General features: G+C 66.0%; 12 protein-coding genes. 5 read left to right on the top strand and 7 right to left on the bottom strand.

Annotation, left to right across the window (positions count from 1 at the left end; genetic code table 11):
* Nucleotides 1–239: 239 nt before the first annotated feature.
* From H5T74_02405 to H5T74_02415, 3 genes are all read right to left on the bottom strand, one after another.
* Nucleotides 240–1,877, bottom strand: coding sequence for a methylmalonyl-CoA mutase family protein (locus H5T74_02405; protein ID MBC7229229.1), 1,638 nt, complete (start codon nt 1,875–1,877; stop codon nt 240–242).
* Between the two features lie 144 nt (nt 1,878–2,021).
* Entirely contained in the window at nt 2,022–2,531 is a 510-nt protein-coding gene (cobO, locus tag H5T74_02410) for a cob(I)yrinic acid a,c-diamide adenosyltransferase (protein MBC7229230.1), read from the bottom strand.
* Nucleotides 2,528–3,448: a zinc ribbon domain-containing protein gene (locus tag H5T74_02415; GenBank protein MBC7229231.1), complete on the bottom strand. Its 921-nt coding sequence runs from the start codon at nt 3,446–3,448 to the stop codon at nt 2,528–2,530. Before H5T74_02415 ends, cobO begins: the two co-directional genes overlap by 4 nt.
* A 359-nt stretch (nt 3,449–3,807) precedes the next feature.
* Between H5T74_02415 and H5T74_02420 the strand changes: the two genes are divergently transcribed.
* Nucleotides 3,808–4,683 carry a 3-keto-5-aminohexanoate cleavage protein gene (locus H5T74_02420; protein ID MBC7229232.1) on the top strand — a complete coding sequence of 292 codons (876 nt, stop codon included), beginning with the start codon at nt 3,808–3,810 and terminating at the stop codon, nt 4,681–4,683.
* 343 nt (nt 4,684–5,026) lie between these two features.
* On the opposite strand, the gene H5T74_02425 is transcribed toward H5T74_02420, so the two are convergent.
* Nucleotides 5,027–6,559 carry an NAD(P)/FAD-dependent oxidoreductase gene (locus H5T74_02425; GenBank protein MBC7229233.1) on the bottom strand — a complete coding sequence of 511 codons (1,533 nt, stop codon included), beginning with the start codon at nt 6,557–6,559 and terminating at the stop codon, nt 5,027–5,029.
* Between the two features lie 385 nt (nt 6,560–6,944).
* Nucleotides 6,945–8,882: an acetate--CoA ligase gene (locus H5T74_02430; protein MBC7229234.1), complete on the bottom strand. Its 1,938-nt coding sequence runs from the start codon at nt 8,880–8,882 to the stop codon at nt 6,945–6,947.
* A gap of 346 nt (nt 8,883–9,228) precedes the next feature.
* Between H5T74_02430 and H5T74_02435 the strand changes: the two genes are divergently transcribed.
* The 3 genes from H5T74_02435 (at nt 9,229) to H5T74_02445 (ending at nt 13,506) form a co-directional block, all read left to right on the top strand.
* Nucleotides 9,229–10,227: a CoA transferase subunit A gene (locus tag H5T74_02435; GenBank protein MBC7229235.1), complete on the top strand. Its 999-nt coding sequence runs from the start codon at nt 9,229–9,231 to the stop codon at nt 10,225–10,227.
* 2 nt (nt 10,228–10,229) lie between these two features.
* Nucleotides 10,230–10,997 carry a 3-oxoacid CoA-transferase gene (locus H5T74_02440; GenBank protein MBC7229236.1) on the top strand — a complete coding sequence of 256 codons (768 nt, stop codon included), beginning with the start codon at nt 10,230–10,232 and terminating at the stop codon, nt 10,995–10,997.
* Nucleotides 10,998–11,259: 262 nt separating this feature from the next.
* Nucleotides 11,260–13,506, top strand: coding sequence for an MEDS domain-containing protein (locus tag H5T74_02445; protein ID MBC7229237.1), 2,247 nt, complete (start codon nt 11,260–11,262; stop codon nt 13,504–13,506).
* 90 nt (nt 13,507–13,596) lie between these two features.
* Here the strand turns inward: H5T74_02445 and H5T74_02450 are convergent, their stop codons facing one another.
* Both H5T74_02450 and H5T74_02455 read right to left on the bottom strand, forming a co-directional pair.
* On the bottom strand, nt 13,597–14,280 hold the full coding sequence (locus H5T74_02450; protein MBC7229238.1) for an acetate--CoA ligase family protein: 684 nt from the start codon (nt 14,278–14,280) through the stop codon (nt 13,597–13,599).
* Nucleotides 14,281–14,384: 104 nt separating this feature from the next.
* Nucleotides 14,385–15,821, bottom strand: coding sequence for a hypothetical protein (locus H5T74_02455; GenBank protein ID MBC7229239.1), 1,437 nt, complete (start codon nt 15,819–15,821; stop codon nt 14,385–14,387).
* 790 nt (nt 15,822–16,611) lie between these two features.
* Between H5T74_02455 and H5T74_02460 the strand changes: the two genes are divergently transcribed.
* Nucleotides 16,612–19,848 (top strand): DUF11 domain-containing protein, encoded by a 3,237-nt coding sequence (locus H5T74_02460; GenBank protein ID MBC7229240.1) that lies wholly within the window; start codon nt 16,612–16,614, stop codon nt 19,846–19,848.
* Nucleotide 19,849 lies beyond the last annotated feature (1 nt).

Consider the following 19,849-nt stretch of genomic DNA (forward strand, 5'->3'; position numbering starts at 1 on the left):
AGCGGCCCTTTCCCAGGAAGTGCCCCCGGGTCGTCCCCCGCGCCGCACACGCCTGAAGAAATGCCTCCATTCCGAGCATACGTGGCGGAAAGCGTCACGCGGACTCCGGGGAACAGGATCATCGCGCGGTACTTCCGGCATGACGGCATCCGCCCCGGAGATCTATCGGAACGCAAGAGAGGCTCGTGAGGGACGTCGCACGGTCCTTGCGGCATTACGGCAGCCGGTGAAAGCCGGGATCAGAAGAGGGGGGTTTCGCGGTACTCCCCGAAGACCTCCCGCAGAGCGCCGATGATCTCTCCTTCCGTGCAGTAGGCGCGGGCACAGGAGAGGATGAGGGGCATAAGGTTGGCGTCGCCCCGCGCCCCCTCCTTGAGCGCCTCCAGGCTTGCGTCCACCTGCGAGGATGACCGCGACGAGCGCAGCTCGGCCAGCTTGTCCCTCTGTTTTTTCTCCACCGCGGGGTCTATCTTCAGCAGCTCGATGGAAAGGGTCTCCTCCTCGTTGCGGTAGCGGTTCACCCCCACCACCACCCGCTTCCCGCTCTCGATCTCCCGCTGGTAGCGGTAGGCGGCGTCGGCGATCTCGCGCTGGAAGAACCCCTGGTCGATGGCCGCCAGCACCCCTCCCAGTTCCTCTATCCTGCGGAAGTACTCCTCTGCCTCCCGCTCCATGCGGTCGGTGAGCGCCTCCACGAAGTAGGACCCCCCCAAAGGGTCGATGACGTTGGCGACCCCGGTCTCGTGGGCGATGAGCTGCTGGGTCCGGAGGGCTATCTCCACCGCCTTCTCCGTGGGCAAGGCCAGGGTCTCGTCCATGGAGTTGGTGTGCAGGCTCTGAGTGCCCCCGAGGACCGCGGAGAGGGCCTGGAAGGCGGTGCGCACGATGTTGTTCTCCGGCTGCTGGGCGGTGAGGGAACAGCCCGCGGTCTGGGTGTGGAAGCGCAGCATCCAGGAGCGCGGGTCTTTGGCTCCGTACTTCTCGCGCATGTGGCGGGCCCAGATGCGGCGGGCGGCGCGGTACTTGGCGATCTCCTCGAAGAAGTCCACGTGGGCGTTGAAGAAGAAGGAGAGGCGGGGGGCGAATTCGTCCACGTCCAGCCCCGCCGCGATTCCCGCCTCCACGTAGGCGAAGCCGTCCGCCAGGGTGAAGGCCAGCTCCTGCACCGCGGTGGAGCCGGCCTCGCGGATGTGGTAGCCGCTGATGGAGATGGTGTTCCAGCGCGGCACCTCGCGCGAGCAGAAGGCGAGGATGTCGGTGATGACGCGCAGGGAGGGGCGAGGAGGGAAGATCCAGCTCTTCTGGGCGATGTATTCCTTTAAGATGTCGTTCTGGATGGTGCCCCCCAGCTCGGAGAAGGAGGCCCCCTGCTTCTCGCCCACGCAGAGGTAGAAGGCCAGGAGCACCGCCGCGGGGCCGTTGATGGTCATGGAGGTGGTGATGTCTCTGAGGGGGATGCCCTCGAAAAGCGTCTCCATGTCCGCCAGGGAGTCGATGGCCACCCCGCAGCGCCCCACCTCCCCCTCGGCCAGGGGATCGTCGGAATCCCGCCCCATGATGGTGGGCATGTCGAAGGCCACCGAGAGGCCGGTCTGGCCCCGCTCCAGGAGGAACCTGTAACGCCGGTTGGTGTCCTCGGCGGTGCCGAAGCCCGCAAACTGGCGCATGGTCCAGAGCCTCCCCCGGTACATGGTGGCCTGCACCCCCCGGGTGAAGGGATAGAGGCCCGGGTATCCGAGGTCCCGCTCGTAGTCCAGCCCCTCTACGTCCTCGGGGGCGTAAAGGGGGTCGAGTTCCTGCCCGGACACGGTGGTGAAATCCGCATCCCGCAGGGAAGAAGGAAGGTAGTGCTCCTTGAGCCAGCTACTTTTATCCATTATCTTCCACCTCGTTCAAGTCGTTTCTAGGCCGGCCACATCAGGCCCGGGCCGGGGCGTAGACCGCGAGCCGGCAATCGATCCCCTTCCTTGTCCTCTCGCGGAGAAAAGGATGGGCCGGGCGGATGTCACTCTGCCGGCGAGCTAGTATTCGATCCCCTTCCTCATCTGCACGCCCTGCCGGTAATGGTGTTTGACCTCGCGTACCTCGCTCACCAGGTCGGCCAGCTCTATGAGCTCCGGCGGCGCGTACCTTCCGGTGCACACCACCTCCATCTCCCGGGGACAGGAGCGCAGGAATTCGAGCACCTCTTCCACGGGGAGCAGCCCGTAATCCATGGCCACGTTTATCTCGTCCAGGATGAGCATGCCGTGCTCTCCCTCCGCGGCCACCTTCCTGGCCAACTCGAAGCCCTCGCGCGCCATACGCAGGTCCACCTCCTCCGGCTCGCCTTTCTTCACGAACTCGTCGCGGCCGGCCATGACGATGGTGAACCCCGGCAGGCATCTCTCGCAGGTGATCAGCTCCCCGTAGGTGCGCCCCTTCATGAACTGCACCATGAACACCTTCGTCCCGTGTCCGAGGGCGCGCAGGGCCTGGCCCAGGGCGGCGGTGGTCTTTCCCTTCCCGTCTCCCGTGTATACCTGGATCATTCTCTCACCTTCGCTCCGCAGTTGGGGCAGAAACGGGCATCGAGGTCCGTTACCGCCGTCCAGCAGCTCGGGCAGGCGATGGTCTCCTCCGCCGAGGGCTCCGCGGAGGACGCCGCCTGTTCCGCGGTCTCTCCCGTCCGCGGCGACGCCGTCGGCTTCTCCTCCGCCGCCGCATCTCCCTCGCCCGCCCCCTCTTCACGGGCGGCCGGCCCGGTCTCCTCGGACGCCTCGGGTCCCCTTTCCCCTTCTCCCGTGACCTCCGCCGCCCCGGGCACGGGCGTTGTGGCCGCGGTGGCCTCCGCCATCGCCGTCACCCTTATGCCGCAGTTGCCGCAGAACAGGGCGTCCTCGTCCAGTGGCGCCCCGCACTGAGGGCACGTGCGGGCCACGACGGGGGTCGCCGCCTGTGCGGGCGGAGGCGCGGCCGGCCCGGTCACCGGGGCCTGGGCCGGGGTGCCCGCGACCGCCGGCTGGCCCGGGACCGGTGAGGGCATCACCGCCCCTGGAGGCACCGGAACCGCCGCCCCGGGCACGGGAGGAGGCGGAGCCAACGGCGCCGCCGGCGCCGTTCCGCCCGGCGCGGCAGGCATTCCCGGCTGCACCGGGGCGGCAAGCGCGCCCCCGCAGGAAGGACAGTATAGGGCGCCCTTTACCACCTCCCCGCCGCAGCGCGGGCAGCGCGGCCTCTGTGCCACCTCTTTCGCCGCCTTGAGCTGGGCCAGCAGGGTTTCCCACTGCGCCGTCTGCGTCTTGATGTCCTTGAGGGTGCGGTAGGCCTCGAGCATCTCGGGCCGGGAAAGCCCTCCTTCCTCCCCGGCCTGGAAAGCCAACTGGCCGAGGTAATAGATATATTGTTCCTCGCGCTGCCTCAGCTGCTTGAGGAACTTCTTTATTTGTCCGGGGTTGTACTGTTCCATCGCCCTTCCCTCCATCTCACGGCGCTTTCAGACCTTCTCGGAACCCATCGGAGGGAAGTGAGTCGTGCCGTTCCATCGCCCTTCCCTCCATCTACTCGGGATATACCCGCCGTCTTACCGCCATCCCGGTCAGCCGGTGAGCTTTTATGCTAACAATAGCAAAAAACGGGCCACGTCACATGCCCTTACCGTCCCCGCGGCCCCCGACCCCGTCCCCCCGGCGTTCGGAAAAGTGTTAAGCGGCGATTGCTAAATTGCTTTACCCGCGGTTTTGTATTAGGATTAGAGATGCTTCCCCACGGGACGGGGGAGCACCGTTTCGGTTCGGCGTCTAAGCAGGGAAAGCAGGAGGTGTTGCCATGTCGCTCGAGGATAAGTGCATCATCACGGCGGCCTTGGCCGGAGCCGCGACCATGAAATCCCAGAACCCCGCGGTGCCCTATACCGTGGAGGAGTTCGTGGAGGAGGCCTACAAATGCTACAACGCGGGGTGCGCCATCGTCCACATCCACGCCCGCGACCCCGAAACGGGTCTTCCCACCGCGAGCATCGACGTGTTGCGCGAGATCGTCAAGGGGATCACCGAGAAATGCCCCATCGTCATCAACCTCTCCACCGCCATCGGCATCGGCGCCACCCCCGAGGAGCGCATCAACGTGGTGAAGCAGCTCAAGCCGGAGATGGCCTCCCTCAACACCAACTCCATGAACTTCGCCCTCGGGGACTGGAAGAACCACGTGGTGCTGGGAGAGACGGTGTTTACCAACACCTTCCAGATGCTGGTCGATTTTGCAAAGGAGATGAAGGAGGCCGGGACCAAGCCGGAGCTCGAGGTCTATGACGTGGGCGGCATCTACAACACCCTCTTCGTCCGCCACCAGGGCATCTTCGTGGAGCCCCTGCACTACCAGTTCGTATGGGGGGTTCTGGGGGGTTGCTGGTTCGACCTCGGCAACTTCAAGCGCTTCATGGACCTCATCCCCGACGACGCCACCTGGAGCACCTGCGGCGTCGGCCCGGCGCAGTTCCGCGGCGCCTTCGTGGCCGCCCAGGAGGGCGGGCATATCCGCGTCGGCCTGGAGGACAACATCACCGTTAAGAAGGGCGTTCTGGCCAAGGGCTCGTACGAGCAGGTGGAGAAAGTGGTCAAGATCATCGAGCTCGCGGACCGCGAGCCGGCTACCCCCGACGAGGCGCGCCAGATCCTCGGCCTCAAGGGCGGGCCCGAGCTGTAGAGGAAAACCGCACGACCGGCCCGACCGGACGGGCGGGGTCACGCGAAAGGGCCATCAGAGAGACATAGGGCGCCCCATCCGGGGCGCCTTTCATCTGTTCTGCTCTTCCATGCAGTACGCAGGTCGCCGCTTTCCGCCGGGGAGGACATATACAGGCCCGACCGGACGGGCGGGGTCACGCGAAAGGGCCTTCAGGGAGACAAAAGGCGCCCCATCCGGGGCGCCTTTCACCTGTTCTGCTCTTCCATGCAGTACGCAGGTCGCCGCTCTCCGCCGGGGAGGACATATGCAGGCCCTTCGCCGGCGCATGCTGACCCTTGCCGCCGAGATGACGGCGCTTTTTCTACCCTATGCCGTAATCCTCTCCGGTGATGGCGGAGGCGCAGAGGATGCCGCTGGAGCAGGCGCAGTCCATCGCCACGCCGTAGCCGCGGACGGTATCGCCCGCGAAGTACAGGCCCTCCACCCCCGGCGCCTTGACGTCGGGCTTGAGGCTGCCCGCCTGACTCACGCTCTTAGCTACCCCCTCCAGCTTCACGCACACCGGATAGAGTTCCCATTCGATGCACTCCTTGAAGCCGGGGTAGATGCTCTCCAGGAAATCGGGAACCGCCCTAACCACCTTCATCACCAGTTCGCGGTTATGGGACTCCGCCTCAGTGAGGGGGAGGTAGGCGGTGAAGAGGTGCTTTCCCGCCGGGGCGCATCCGGGTTCGATATAGGACTGGATGTTCCAGGCCATGTAGACGTCCCAGTCGAACCCCTCGGACCTGGGTACCACGCAGGGCGTCTTCATGAGTCGTCGGGCATGATCCTCGGGTACGGGTAGGTCGGAAAGCCCAATATAAGGCGAGAGGCTGCCGTATCCATAGAGCGATCTCACGCGGGAGACGAAATCGGCCGGGAAGGCCGCCTCGTCCGCGTACTCGAACAGCTCCTGCACCGGGATGTTGAAGACCACGCGCTCGGCGGCGATGAACTCCCCCTCGCCGTCGCCCTCCACCCTGACTCCGGCGACCTTTCCGCCCTCGAGGGCGATCTCCTTTACCTTGCTTCCGAGGCACACCTCGCCGCCGAAATCGCGCAGTCTCCCAGCCACCGCTTCGCTCCACGCCATCACCCCGTCGCGGGTGAAGCCGCCCACATAAACCGAGCCTCCCTTAAGGACGGCGGGCGCCAGCACCTGGGAGGAGTAGCGCAGGATATCCCCGATGGAGATGTCGTGCGGATTGTTGATGGTGGTGATAAGGGTTCCGATGCAGCGGAAATAATCGTAGAGCACCGGGCTCTCCGCGAACCCCGTCTTCACCAGGTGGTCGTGGAGGGAGACGCGGTCGAGCTCACGCGCCTGCTCCGGCGTGAGCGACATGAGGTCGCCGAAGAAATCCAGGAACCTCTTGTTGATCCGCTTTAGCTCCGCTTTTATCTTCTCGTCCAGGTCATTCCCCTCGCTCAACGGCGGCTCGCGGTAGAACTCCCCGTTTATCCATGAACCGGTGAGGAAGGGGACGATCTCCACCTCGCGTGCTCCGTAACCCCCGATGAGATCGCGCAGCCGGGCGAAGTATCCCTCCCCCGCCACGCTCACGCCGTGATAGCCCAGGTCGAGTACATATCCGTCGAGGGTCCCCTCCTCGGCCATCTTGTCGAGGGAGGGGACGCTCTCAACGAGGTAAGAGTACTGGCCGGCGAGAAGCCTCCGGTACCATCCGGTTCCCTTTTCCCTCAATTCCTCGCCGCGCAGGGACATCGCCCTTCCGCCCACACGGTCGTCTTTTTCCAATACCAGGGTCTTGAGCCCCTCCTTTGCCAGCAGCGCACCGGCTGACAGCCCTCCGACGCCAGCTCCTATTACCACCACATCCCACTTTTCCACTTTCTTCCTCCTTTTGAACCGTCGAGAAGCAACCCCCTCCCGCCATAATAATAGCGCAACCGGCGCTCACAGGTGGTATTCGGTTATCGGATCATCGGTTTCCACCGCTTGCGCCGCAGGCGCTACGGTGCCGGTGCCTGTGCGGCGGGGTGTCATCCTTTATCGCGCGAGAGCCTGCATCGCGAAAGCGATAGCGCCGCAGGCGCTACGGTGTCCAGCGCTTAGGGGCTGGGGGCTATCGTTTCACAATCGACAGTCTGCATCGCGTAAGCGATAGCGCCGCAGGCGCTACGGTGTCCAGTGCCTGGACGGAGCGTAGCGAGGTCCAGGCCTGGCACGCATACGCCCGCACATACAAAATGTCCCATGTCCGGGGCTGACCCCATCAGCTTCTGCGGACCGGTATGTCGTCCAGCGCCTGCGGGTTCTCCACCGAGGCCAGGTCCCCCAGCTCCTCCCCAAGGTATCGGGCTTTGATGAGGCGGCGCACGATCTTGGCGGAGCGGGTCTTGGGCAGGGCGGGCACGAAATGCACCTCGTCGGGACGTCCCACCTTGCCCAGGAAGTCGGCTGCCCTGTCCTTGATGGACTCCGCGAGCTCGGAGGTGGGCTTGAAGTCGGGCCTTAGGACCACAAAGCACACCACCGCCTCCCCCTTGATGTCGTGGGGGACGCCGATGGCCGCCGCCTCCGTGACCGCCTCGTGCTCCATCAAGGCAGCCTCGATCTCCGCGGGGCCGGTGCGCCGCCCCGAGACCTTGATGGTGTCGTCGGAGCGGCCGTGCAGGAACCAGAAGCCGTCCTCGTCCACGCTGGCCCAGTCGCCGTGGTACCACACGCCGGGCCAGCGCGACCAGTAGGTCTCCAGGTAGCGCTCAGGGTCGCGCCAGAAGCCCCGGGTCATGGAGGGGGCGGGCTTGACCGCCACCAGGTGCCCCTTCTCCCCTCGCACCGGCCGGCCCTCGTCGTCGTAGACGTCTATGGCCATGCCCAGCCCGGGGCCGCGCAGGGTGATGGGCTTGAGGTCGGTGATGGGCAGGGGGGAGAGGAAGCAGCCCACGATCTCGGTGCCCCCGGAGATGTTGATGATGGGGAGCTTTCCCCGGCCCACCTTCTCGAAGTACCACATCCAGGATTCGGGGTCCCAGGGCTCCCCGGTGGAGCCCAGGATGCGCAGGCTGGAGAGGTCGTGCTTGTCTATCCAGGACTCCCCGAAGCGCATGAGCATGCGGATGGCGGTGGGGGAGATGCCGAAGGTGCTTATGGCGTGGCGCTCGGTGAGCTCCCAGAGGCGGTCCGGCTCGGGGTAGTCGGGGACCCCCTCGAAGATCACGAAGGTGCCCCCGAAGTTCATCACCCCGATGATCATCCAGGGCCCCATCATCCAGCCGATGTCGGTGAGCCAGAAGAAGATGTCCTCCTGCTTGACGTCGAAGTAGTAGCCCAGCTCCTTGCATATCTGGGCCAGGCAGCCCCCGTGGGTGTGCACCGCGCCCTTGGGGGCGCCGGTGGTGCCGGAGGTGTAGATGATCATGGCGTGGTCCTCGGAGTCCATCTCCTCCGTGGGGCAGTCCTCGGGGAGGCCTTGCACCAGCTGGTGCATCCAGATGTCGCGTATGGCGTGCCACGGGATGTCGATGCCCACACGCTTCAGCACCACCACGTGCTTCACGGAGGGCACCTGGTCCACCGCCTCGTCGGCGTTCTCCTTGATGGGGAAGACCTTGCCCCTGCGCATGGACCCGTCGGCGGTGATGAGCACCTTGGCCTCGGCGTTGCGCAGGCGAGCCGCCAGGGGGGCGGGCCCGAAACCGGAGAAGATGGGGATGGTGATGGCCCCCACCTTCCAGCAGGCCAGGAGGGAGAAGATGATCTGGGGGCTCATGGGCATGTAGATGCCCACGGTGTCGCCCTTTCCCACCCGCAGGTTCTTGAGGGCGTTGGCCATCTTGCAGGTCTCGCGGTAGACGTCCCCGTAGGTGTAGCGGCGGATGGCGCCGTCGTCGCCCTCCCAGATGAAGGCGAGCTTGTTCCTCACCGGGGTCCGCATGTGCTTGTCCAGGCAGTTGAGGACGATGTTGGTCTTGCCGCCCAGGTACCACTTCGCCCACTGGATGCCCTCCGAGGTGTCCAGCACCCTCTCGTACGGTCGGTACCAGCGGATGTCCAGGTCCTCCATGATGGCGTCCCAGAACCACTCCAGCTCCTCGGTGCTCCTGGCGAGCAGCTCCTCGTAGGTGGAGATGCCGTGCTTGCGCATGAACCTGGTGATGTTGGCCTTCTCGATGTAGTCCCCGTACGGTTTCCAGACGACCTCGCTCATCCTTCGCTCCCCCTTTCGATGCGTTTCCGTTCTCTCCCTCCCCGTCTCCTGTGAGTGAGACCTCGAAACCCTGGAACGTCTCCTCTGCCGGTGCCGCGAATGTGATGCCGGTAAGCCGCGTGAGCTGATGCGTCTGAGGGTTGGAACCGCGCTGCGAAAATGCTGCTGCGTTGCCCAGATGTCGCGCCTTGTCTGCTATCGAGTATCCCCTATTAGGGATTTATTAAACACGGCGCGGAGCAAAATGACAAGTGCTCCTTAACAGTTTGCCAGCCAAATCGCCAGATGATATCCTACATATCAACCTGCAGGAGATTCCTTGCGCAAAGACGAGGGAGGGAAGAGTATGTTTGAAGTCGTCGCCGAAGGAACCGGCCCCCTCTTCATGGATCCCGACGCCGACAAGGCGCGGGAGTTCTTCCGCACCAAGACCCGGGCCATGGTGAGCAAGGTGATGACCGTCAGCGAGGCGGTGGGAAGATTCGTCCACGACGGCGATTACCTGGCCATCGGCGGTTTCGGGGCCAACCGCATCCCCACGGCCGTATGTCACGAGATCGTGAGGCAGCGCAAGAAAAACCTGGCCTTCGCCGGCCACACCTCCACGCATGATTTCCAGATCCTTGCAGCGGGAGAGGTCTTCAACCGCTGCGACATCGCCTACATCATCGGGCTGGAGGCGCGCGGCCTCTCGCCCAACGCGCGGCGCTACATGGAGAGCGGAAAGGTGGAGTGCTGCGAGTGGACCAACTACGGCATGGCCTGCCGCCTCAAGGCCGCGGCGGCCGGCGTCTCCTTCATGCCCGCGCGCAACATGATGGGCACCGACACCTTCAAGCACAGCGCCGCCAAGGTGGTGAAGTGCCCCTTCACGGGGGAGAACTACGTGCTCTACCCCGCCCTCTGGCCCGACGTCTCGGCCATCCACGTGCATGAGGCGGACATCTACGGCAACTGCCGCATCAAGGGCATCTCCGTGGCCGACCTGGAGCTGGCGCGCGCCTCCAAGCGCCTCATCATCACCACCGAGCGCCTCATACCCAACGAGGAGATACGCTCCGACCCCACCTCCACCCTCATCCCCTACTACCTGGTGGACGCGGTGTGCGAGGTGCCCTTCGGGAGCTACCCGGGCAACATGCCCTACGAGTACTTCTCCGACGAGGAACACCTCCGGCAGTGGCTGAACGTGGAGAAGGACCCCGAGGAGTTCAAACAGTTCCTGGACAAGTACATCTACCGGACCCGCGACTTCAACCAGTACCTGGAGCTCTGCGGAGGCCTGGAGCGCATCAACGAGCTGCGCGCCATAGAACACCTCATCGACCTCGACGGGAGGGGGTAGAGATGACCGAGTACAACACCATGGAGCTGATGATCTGCGCCGCCGCCCGCAACCTGGAGGACGGTAAAGCCGTGGCGGTGGGCACCGGCGCCCCCTGCGCCGCCGCCATGCTGGCCCAGAAGGCCTACGCCCCCAACCTGGTGATCATCTTCGAGGCGGGAGGGATCGCCCCCCTGCTCCCCACCATGCCCATCTCGGTGGGGGACTCCCGCACCTACTACAAAGCGGTGATGGCCAGCGGAATGTGCGAGGTCATGGAGACCATCTCCCGCGGCCTGGTGGACTACTGCTTCCTGGGCGGCGCCCAGATCGACATGTACGGTAACATCAACTCCACGGTCATCGGCGACTGGGAGAAGCCCAAGGTGCGCTTCCCCGGCTCCGGCGGGGCCAACGACTTCGGATCCATGGCCTGGAAGATCATGGTCATCACCCCCCAGGACGCCCGCCGCTTCGTGGAGCGGGTGAGCTTCATCACCACGCCGGGCTATCTCGAAGGCCCGGGGGCGCGCGAGGCCGCCGGCCTGCCTGCCGATACCGGGCCGCACAAGGTGATCACCAACATGGCGGTGATGGGGTTCGACCCCGAGAGCAAGCGCATGCGCGTGGAATCCATCCATAAGGGCTATACCTTCGACGACGTGCAGGAAAACACCGGCTTCGAGCTCCTCAAGGCCCCCGAGGTGGTGGAGACCCCCGAGCCCACGGAGGAGGAGCTGCGTCTCCTACGCGAGGAGGTCGATCCCAACCGCTACATCATCGGGCGCTAGGGGCGGGATCACCCTCTCGTCCGTCGGATGACCGTCACCCCGCCGCGCGCGGACGGGCGCCGGCGCCGCCCGCGCGCGGTATGATCATCATCGTGACGGCGGCATGCCGTATCCCCCTACCTTATCCGCGGCGCCCGCGGCCACCGCCCCTCGCGGGCATGATCACTCTCGTTGCGCGCAGAACACCGCAGTGGTAGCTTTAAGGCGAGTTCTTCTTTCGGCCCTCGCGTTATGAGAGCTCCGGCGAGACGGGCTGCTGGGTTTGTCCATGCATCACCGCCTCTCCCTTACCCGGCGGGTTGAGTGGAAAGCTTCGACCCCTTTTGAGAGGATAGATCTGATCCCTGAACTCGAGACCATCACGGCGGGAAGCCACCTCTGCCACCTCTACGCATCGCGGGGAGAACGGCGGAAAACAGCCCTTTCCTTCCTCTACCGAGGCCTGGAGCGCGGCGAAAAGACGGTCTACGTCGGAGACCGGAAAAGCCGGGCGGCCATCACGGAGGGACTCGCGGAGATGGGCGTCGACGTACCCTCATGCCTCGCCAGCGGGCAGCTCATGACCCTGCCGGCCGAGGAGACCTATCTCCCGGAAGGGACCTTCGACCCCGCCGTGACGCTGGGCTTCTGGACACGACTGGAGGAAATGGCCCGCGGCGAGGGTTGGGCGGGACTACGCGCAGCGGGGGAGATGTCCTGGGTCCTCACCCGTCCTCCTGGATGGGAAAAGTTCGTGGAATACGAGGCGGAGGTCAACCGGCTTCCCGCGGCGGAGAACTGCGTCCTGCTGTGCCAGTACGACCGCGCGGCCTTCGACCCCCGTTTCCTCCTCGACCTCCTGCGCGTGCACCCCCTGGTGGCGGTGGACGGAGAGGTCTTTGACAACCCTTACTACCTGCCTCCGGGAGAGTTCCTGCATAACATGAGCACGTCTTCGGTGCTCCACTACCACCTCGAGCAGATGAAGGAACGCAAGATCGCCCTCTCCGAGGTCCTGGCGGCGCGGGAGTTCGCCGAGGCCATCGTGGAGACGGTGCGCGAGCCCCTGCTGGTGCTGGACGCGGACCTGCGGGTGGTGAGCGCCAACCGCTCTTTCTACCGCACCTTCCAGGTGGGAGCGGAAGAGACGGTGGGCAGGCTCGTCTACGAGCTCGGCGACCGCGAGTGGGACATCCCGGAGCTCCGCGGCCTGCTGGAGGACATCCTCCCCCTGAACACCTCCTTCGAAGGCCTGGAGGTGGAGCGCGAATTCCCGCGCATCGGCCGGAAGTCCATGGTGCTCAACGCCCGCCGCATCCATCACGGCGGGCACCGTGCCGAGATGATCCTCCTGGCCCTCGAGGATGCCACGGCGCTAAGGAAGGCCGAGGAGAGGATGCGCGGCCTTAGCCGGCTCTATCTCTCGCTGGGAGCAGATTTCCTCTCCAACATGGAGAGCGTCATCGTGACCTGTCGCGGCCTGCTCGCCGCCGAGTTCGCCGTCTACGCCAGGCCGGAGGGCGGGAAGCTCTCCCTCCTCACCACCCTCCCCGGAGAGGAGGGCTTCTTCATCTGCGAGCGCCCCTCCGACTTCGCCGGCTGGCCCCTGCTGGCGGGGAACGGCGGCGGGTTCCTGGCCGCGGCGCCGGGAGAGGGGGAGCGGAACCTGGGCGGGGACCCGCTGGCGGCCAGGCACGGCTGCCGCTTCTTCCTCGGCGTCCCGGTGCTCTTGGACGGTCACCCCAAGGGCGTGCTCGGCGTATATGCCGGCGAGCGGGGGGCGGCAGGCGAGGACGAGCGCGAGACGCTCGCCCTGCTGGCGCGCGCCCTGCAGATCGAGGAGGAGCGCCTGGCCAGGGAAAGGGGCCTGAAGGACTTCATCGACGTCGCCTCCCACGAGCTGCGCCACCCCGTCACCATCATCAAGGGGTACGCCCTCACCCTCAAGGAGCGCATGGGTGAGCTTGCCGGCGAGCGGGTGAGGGAGATGCTCACCGCCATAGACCAGGGCTCCGACCGCATCACGCGCCTGGTGGAGAGCCTCCTGGACACCTCCAATATCGAGCGCGGGCGCTTTCAGCTCGAGCCGGAGGAGACGGATCTCTCCTCGCTCCTGCGCCAGGCCGTCGAGGAGACGGGGGCCCCGGAGGGGCGCATCCTGCTCACGTTGCGGGGGGAGCTCGGGAGCTGCCGCCTGGACCGTGACCGCCTGCTGGAGGTGCTGTCCATCCTCCTCGACAACGCCAACAAGTTCTCTCCTCCGGGGACGGCGGTGGAGGTGGAGGCCGAGCGCATGGAGGGCGCCTGCCTGGTCTCGGTGCTGGACCGCGGCCCTGGCATCCCACCGGAAGAGCGGGAGCGCGTCTTCGACCGCTTTCACCAGTTGGAGCAGGTCCGCTTCCATTCCAAGCCGGGAATGGGCATGGGCTTGTTCATCGCCCGCGAGATCGTCGAGCGCCATGGTGGAAAAATATGGTGCGAGAAACGCGCCGGCGGGGGATCTGCCTTCCGTTTCACCCTTCCTTTATGACCGCCTCCGCCGTGAGGCCGCACGGCCGGTTGCGCCAAGCAGACATGCCGTCGCGAACTGCCGCCGCTCCGGGGAAGGCGGGCCTCCGTTTCAGGAGGAGCCGTCGCCCAGGACGATCAGGGAGTCCACCACCACCGGCCTGGAGCCCTGGATGATCACCGGGTTCATGTCGATCTCCTTCACGGCGTCGAACTCCATGCCGATGTCGCCGACGGCGATGAGGATGTCCGCCAGGAGGTCGCGGTCCACCGCCTCCTTGCCGCGGAAGGGGCCGAGGATGGCCTTGCTCTTGATCTCCTCCATCATCTGGAGGGCGTCGTACTTCTCGATGGGGGCGACGCGGAAGGAGGTGTCCTTGAGCACCTCGGTGAAGATGCCTCCCAGCCCGAACATCACGCAGGGCCCGAACTGCGGGTCCCTCACCAGGCCCACCACCAGCTCGCGCTCGCCCTTGATCATCTCCTGCACCAGCACCCCGTCATAGGGGTCTCCCCCCAGGTTCTCGACGATGGTCTTGTATGCCTTCCTCACCTCGTCCGGGCTGTCCAGCCCCACCTGCACCAGGTTGCGCTCCGTCTTGTGCGCTATCTCCGGCCCGCAGGCCTTTAGCACCACGGGGTAGCCGAGCCTCTCGGCCGCCGCTATGGCCTCCTCCTCCCCCAGCACCAGTTCCTCCCTGGTGACGGGGATGTTGCGCTCCTTGAGGAAGAGCTTGGCCTGGTATTCAGAGAGAGCCCTCTGGCCCTTCGCCAAAGCCTCGTCGATTATTCCCATGGTGTCCTCCGTTTTTTCCTTCTTCCCGGCCGGCTCATGCGTAGAAAATATTATCCCAAACCCCGACGGGGTGGCAAATGCACCCCGCCGTCTCCGGCGTGACGCTACTCCACGGCGTAGCCGGAGGTGACGTGCCCTCCCGGGATGGTTCCGCCGTAGAGGAAATATATGGGGCGCTCCACCACCACCGACCCCGGCTCCATCGTCTCGGTGTCCTTGAGCGCCTTGACGCGGAAGGACACGTCGTATCCCTCTCCCAGGTCGGCGTTGACGTTGCGCGTGTAGCGGGAGCGCGGGGGCACGGTGAACTCCACCTCCCGGTAACCGCCCTCCTGCAGGAGGTATTCCACCATCACCCTCTGCCCCACCTCCAGGGGATTGAGCACGCAGAGGTAGGTCTCTATGCCGCGCCTCGTGGATCCCTCCGCCAGGAACCATTCCGGTGTGGCCCGGGGGACGGCGGCGGTGTCGTGGCCGCCGGCCCAGGTATAGCGGTAATTGAAATACATGGGCCTCTCGACCACGATATCCCGGTCGGAGAGGATGTGAAAGGAGAACTCGCCCTTGCCCACCACATCGTTCACGTAGAGGGTGAAGCGCGAATACCCCGATACCTTCAGCCTCTGGGGCGGCAGGGCCGCCCCGTCGCCGCGGCGGTAGTTCACGGTTATATGCGCATCCTCCAGGCCGGGGTTGAGGAAGCAAAGCCAGGTCTCGAAGTTCCACTCGCAGTATCCCTCGGCGAGGTACCATTCCCTTCCGGGAGCGGTCTCGCCCACCACGATGTGCCCGCCCTGCCAGCTCCCCTTGTAATCGAAATACATGGGGCGCTCGGCGATGACGCCCTCCTCGGCCTCCACCTTCAGGCTCACGTCCTGGTGGGGGTCTTCCGGCCAGAGCCCGGCCACCTCGCGGTTTATGTCCAGGGTGAAGCGGTGGAGCGCCGCTATGCGGTAGGTCTTGAACTCCACCACCTCGGGGGTGAAATAGCCCACCGTGACCCCCTGCTCGACGTCCAGGGGGTTCTGGATGCAGAGCCACTCCTCGAAGCCCGGCCTGGTGGTGCCCTCGGCGAAATACCAGGTCCTGCCGGGCTCGTTCACCCCCTTGGTCACGTGCCCGTCATGCCATTTTCCCCTGTACGAGAAGTACATGGGGCGCTCCGCCACCAGCCCCCGGTCGCTCTCCACCGCGGCGGAGACGTCGAGCCCGGGATCGAGGTAGCCGTTGACGAAGACGGTGGCGCGAGACACGGGCGGCACAGTGTGCACGAAGGGACCGATGGGGCCGTCGTTGGTCATGTAGGTAATACGTACCTCCGCCGCCGCGGTGCCGGGGTTCTGCAGGGACAGGTACTCATAGAAACCCTCGCGCGTGGTGCCCTCGGCGAAATACCAGCGCCCGGGAAGAGCGTCCACGGCCGCCGCGGAGCCTACCTCCGGCGAGGCGGAGAAAAGGGCGGCCGGCCTCACCGCTCCCGGTACGGAGACAACGACGAGGGCCGCCAGCGCCATCGCCGCCGTCCGCATCGAGAACCTCACCTGCTCCTCCTTCCGACGGAAATCCCTTGGAATTCAAACCCATGATAGCAGGAATCCCTCCTCACCATAAACGCCGCCGCCGTCCCCTGCGCCCGTATGAACACGTGCCCGGTGCTTTTCTTGCGCGGTGCCGGGGCACACGGTGTTTTCGCCGCGGGCACGTTCCTTCACCGCCGCCTTCCCGATCACCCCATAGGCACGTTCCCTGTGCGCACCCTTCCGCGGTGCTGGGGCCCGGGGACCTTTCGACGTGGTTGCGTTCCTTCGTCGCCGCCTTCCCGATCGCCTCATAGGCATGTTACCTGTGCATACCCTTCCGCGGTGCCGGGACACAGGCTCTTCTCACCGCAGGCGGGGTGCAGCTCCGCAGCGGCGGCGAGGTCGAGCCGGTCGCGACCCCCGACGAGACCCCGATTCCCCTGCACCGAGGAATACCCCCACTCCATAAAAGTGATATTCTATACCGTTCACGCCTCCCTGAGGACCGCCGGCGGACCAAAGCTCTCTTCGCCCTTTTTACGGACGAAGATCATAACAGGAGGCATTTTCCCGTGGGTGACGCGCGCCCCGTCCGGGCGCGAAACCGGGACGAAGGCGTAAGGCCGAAGCCGGTACGGCGAAGAAGGACGGATACGCGGCGCGGGACAGCGGCAGTTACCCGAGGGAGGCGCTTGCGAAACGGAAAAGTGGGGTGATGGCGGTGGCGGGAGAATGGACCGCGGCAGGAGCAGGAAAAGACCCGGGGAGGCCGGGGCGCCGCCGGCGCGGACCGGACAAGGCCGGGAAGCCCTTGAGGAGGCATGGCCTGGCTGCCGCCGCCTTCTGCGTGACCGTGGCGCTGGCGGCGGCGATGCTCGCGGCGGGGGGAGCCACGGCCGTGGGGGCGGAGATATCCTGGCACGAGCACGACGGCAACCCCGTCTATGACCCCGCCGACCACCGTGCCTATTATCCCTGCGTGCTCTACGACCCCGACGGGTTCTCGGGGCACGGGGCGACCTTCCATTACAAGATGTGGTACGGAGGTTACGAGTCTGCCCCCGGGTCCGCCCACAACCAGGCGGTGACCTACTCCGACGACGGGATCGACTGGTCCGCCCCGGTGGAGATGCAGGGCATCGCGGCCGGCGGGTACCACGCCCAGGTGGTGTACATCCCGGAGGGTTTCGGCGCCGGGCCTTATTTTTACAAGATCTGGTATTGGACCGGGGACATGGATTACACCATCGGTAATATGCGCACCGCCGATTCCGCCGACGGGGAAAACTGGGAGAACGACCAGGCCGTCACCCAGGACGCCGCCTACCCCCTGATCTCGGGCATCTCCGGCACGGACTGGAAGCGCGGCACCTACGGCCCGGTCTCCGTGCTCTACAACCCCTCGGCGTCAAACACCGGCGACGACCCCTTCGATCACACCTTCGCCATGTATTACGACGCCACCACCGGGGGCCAGGAGGTCATCGGCCTCGCCTACAGCGCGGACGGAGCGCACTGGACCCGCTACCACCTGCCGCCCTACGAGGACGCGCCCGTCTTCGACCACGGCTCCCCCGGGGACTGGGACAGCGACTACGCGACCTTCGGCACCGTCATCCCGGACATCGACGGCACCTGGCACCTGTGGTACTCGGGGAGCGGCCCCGCAGGCTTTGCCAACCAGGGCATCGGGCACGCCACCTCGCCCGACGGCATAAACTGGACCCGCGACCCCGAAAACCCCTTGTTCCACCGGGACGACGGGGTGGCCTGGAGGAATGTACGCACCTACACCCCCAGCGTGCTCTACAGCCCCGACGCCTTCCGCGGGCACGGAGAGAACGCGCGTTTCAAGATGTGGTTCTCGGGAAGGACCAACACCCCATCCACCAACTACTCCGTCGGCTACGCGTCCTCCCGGGAGCCCGTCCTCGCCCTCGAGAAGTCCTCCCAGCCCACAGGGCAGGTCAAGCCGGGCGACGAGCTGACCTACACCATGGTGGTCCGCAACGGCGGTAACGCTCCCGCCACGGGCACCACCCTGCGGGACGCCGTGCCCGCCCATACCTCCTACGTCGCGGGCTCCACCACCATCAACGGCGCCCCGGTCCCCGACAGCGGCGGCACCACCCCCCTGCAGGCCGGCATGAGCGTGAACTCCCCCGGTGACCCGCCGGGGACCATCGCCCCCGGAGGGCTAGCCACCGTCACCTTCAAGGCGAGGGTGATGTCCGGGACCCCCGGGGGCACCCGGGTGACCAACGCCGCCGCCGCGACCTGCTCCGAGCAGCCCTCCGGGGTCACGGCGCAGGCAGTCATCGAGGTGGCCGCTTCGGCGCCGAGCCTGGTCCTGGAAAAGACTTCCTTCCCGGCGAGAGAGGTGACGCGGGGATCGGTGATCCGCTACACCCTGCGCGCGCGCAACGTCGGGGACGCGGCCGCCACCGGGGCCAGGTTGACGGACGCCGTGCCCGCCCACACCGGCTACGTATCGCATACCACCACCCTCAACGGGATACGGGTGGAGGACGCGGGCGGCACCACCCCCCTGGCGGGAGGCATGGCCGTGAACTCCCCCGGCGAGGTGCCCGGCGTCATCGCCCCGGGGGCGGAGGCGGTGGTCACCTTCATGGTGCAGGTGGCCAACGACCTTCCCCTGGGCGCGGATGTGCGCAACGTGGCCGTGGCGGAGGCCGACGGGCTCGCGCCCGTGGAGGCGAGCTGCGCCAACGCATCCTCCGCCGGGCTCCCGAAGACCTGGTTCTTCGCGGAGGGTAGCACACAGCCCGGTTTCGACGAGTATATCCTCATGAGCAACATGGGCGATGACAACATGAACGTCACCATCACCTACCTCACCGAGGACGGCGCGGAGAGGGATTCCGTGCACCTCCTTCCGGCCCGCAGCCGGCGCACCGTATACGTCAACGCCGAGATGCCCGGCGAGAACGGGGTGGCGGCCATCGTGCGGGGCGAGGAAGGGTTCGTGTGCGAGCGCTCCATGTACTTTATGCACCGCGGCATCCCGGGCGGGGACGACGTCATGGGGGTGGCCGCCCCCAGCCTGGAGCTCTTCTTCGCCGAGGGGTTCACGGGAACGGCCGACAGCCCCTTCGAGGAATGGCTGCTGCTGCTCAACCCCAACCTTGAGGAGGCCCGGGTCGAGGTGGCCTATCTCTTCCCGGAGGGAGAGGAGAAGCGCGTGGAATACCGGGTGCCACCGCGCCGCCGCCTCACCATCAGCGTGGACGCCGAGGTGGGCGAGGGCAGGGAGGTGAGCGCCCTGCTGCGCTCCGACCTCCCGCTGGTGGCGGAGAGGGCCATGTATTTCTCCTACAACAACCGCTGGGCGGGCGGGCACAACGGTGTGGCGGCCACGGCGGCGAGCGGCGACTGGTACCTGGCCGAGGGATACACCGGTTGGGAGGGAAGCCCCTTCGACGAGTGGATCCTGGTCGCCAATCGCAACGAGGCAGCCGCCGCGGTCACCGTCACCTACATGTTCCCGGACGGATCCACGCGGGCCTTCGACCATACCGCCCCTCCCCGCGGCCGCATGACGGTGAGCGTGGACGCCGACCTGGGGGAAGGGCAGATGGTGAGCGCGCACGTGCACTCGGACCTCCCGGTGGTGGTGGAGCGGGCCATGTATTTCTCCTACCGCGGCGCCTGGGCGGGCGGGCACAACTGCCTCGGAGCCACCGCTCCCGCCTCCCGACTCTATTTCGCCGAGGGCTACACCGGCAACCCCGGCTCACGCTTCGAGACCTGGCTGCTGGTCCAGAACACCTCCCGCGAGCCGAAGGCGGCGCGGGTGGACTACGTGCTCTCCACCGGCGAGGTCGTGACCCAGGTACTGGAGCTGCCGCCGCTCTCCCGCACCACCGTCCTAGCCAACCAGCTCCTGGAAAGGGAGTCCCTGGAGTTCTCCATGCTCGTCACCTCGTCCGACGGATCATCTTCCCTGCTCGCCGAAAGGGCCATGTACTTCGACTACTCCGGCTCCTTCGGCCCCTGTCAAGGCGGCTCAGATGTGGTGGGATACTGAG

This window comes from Actinomycetota bacterium, assembly GCA_014360645.1.
GTDB lineage: Bacteria > Actinomycetota > Geothermincolia > Geothermincolales > RBG-13-55-18 > Solincola_B.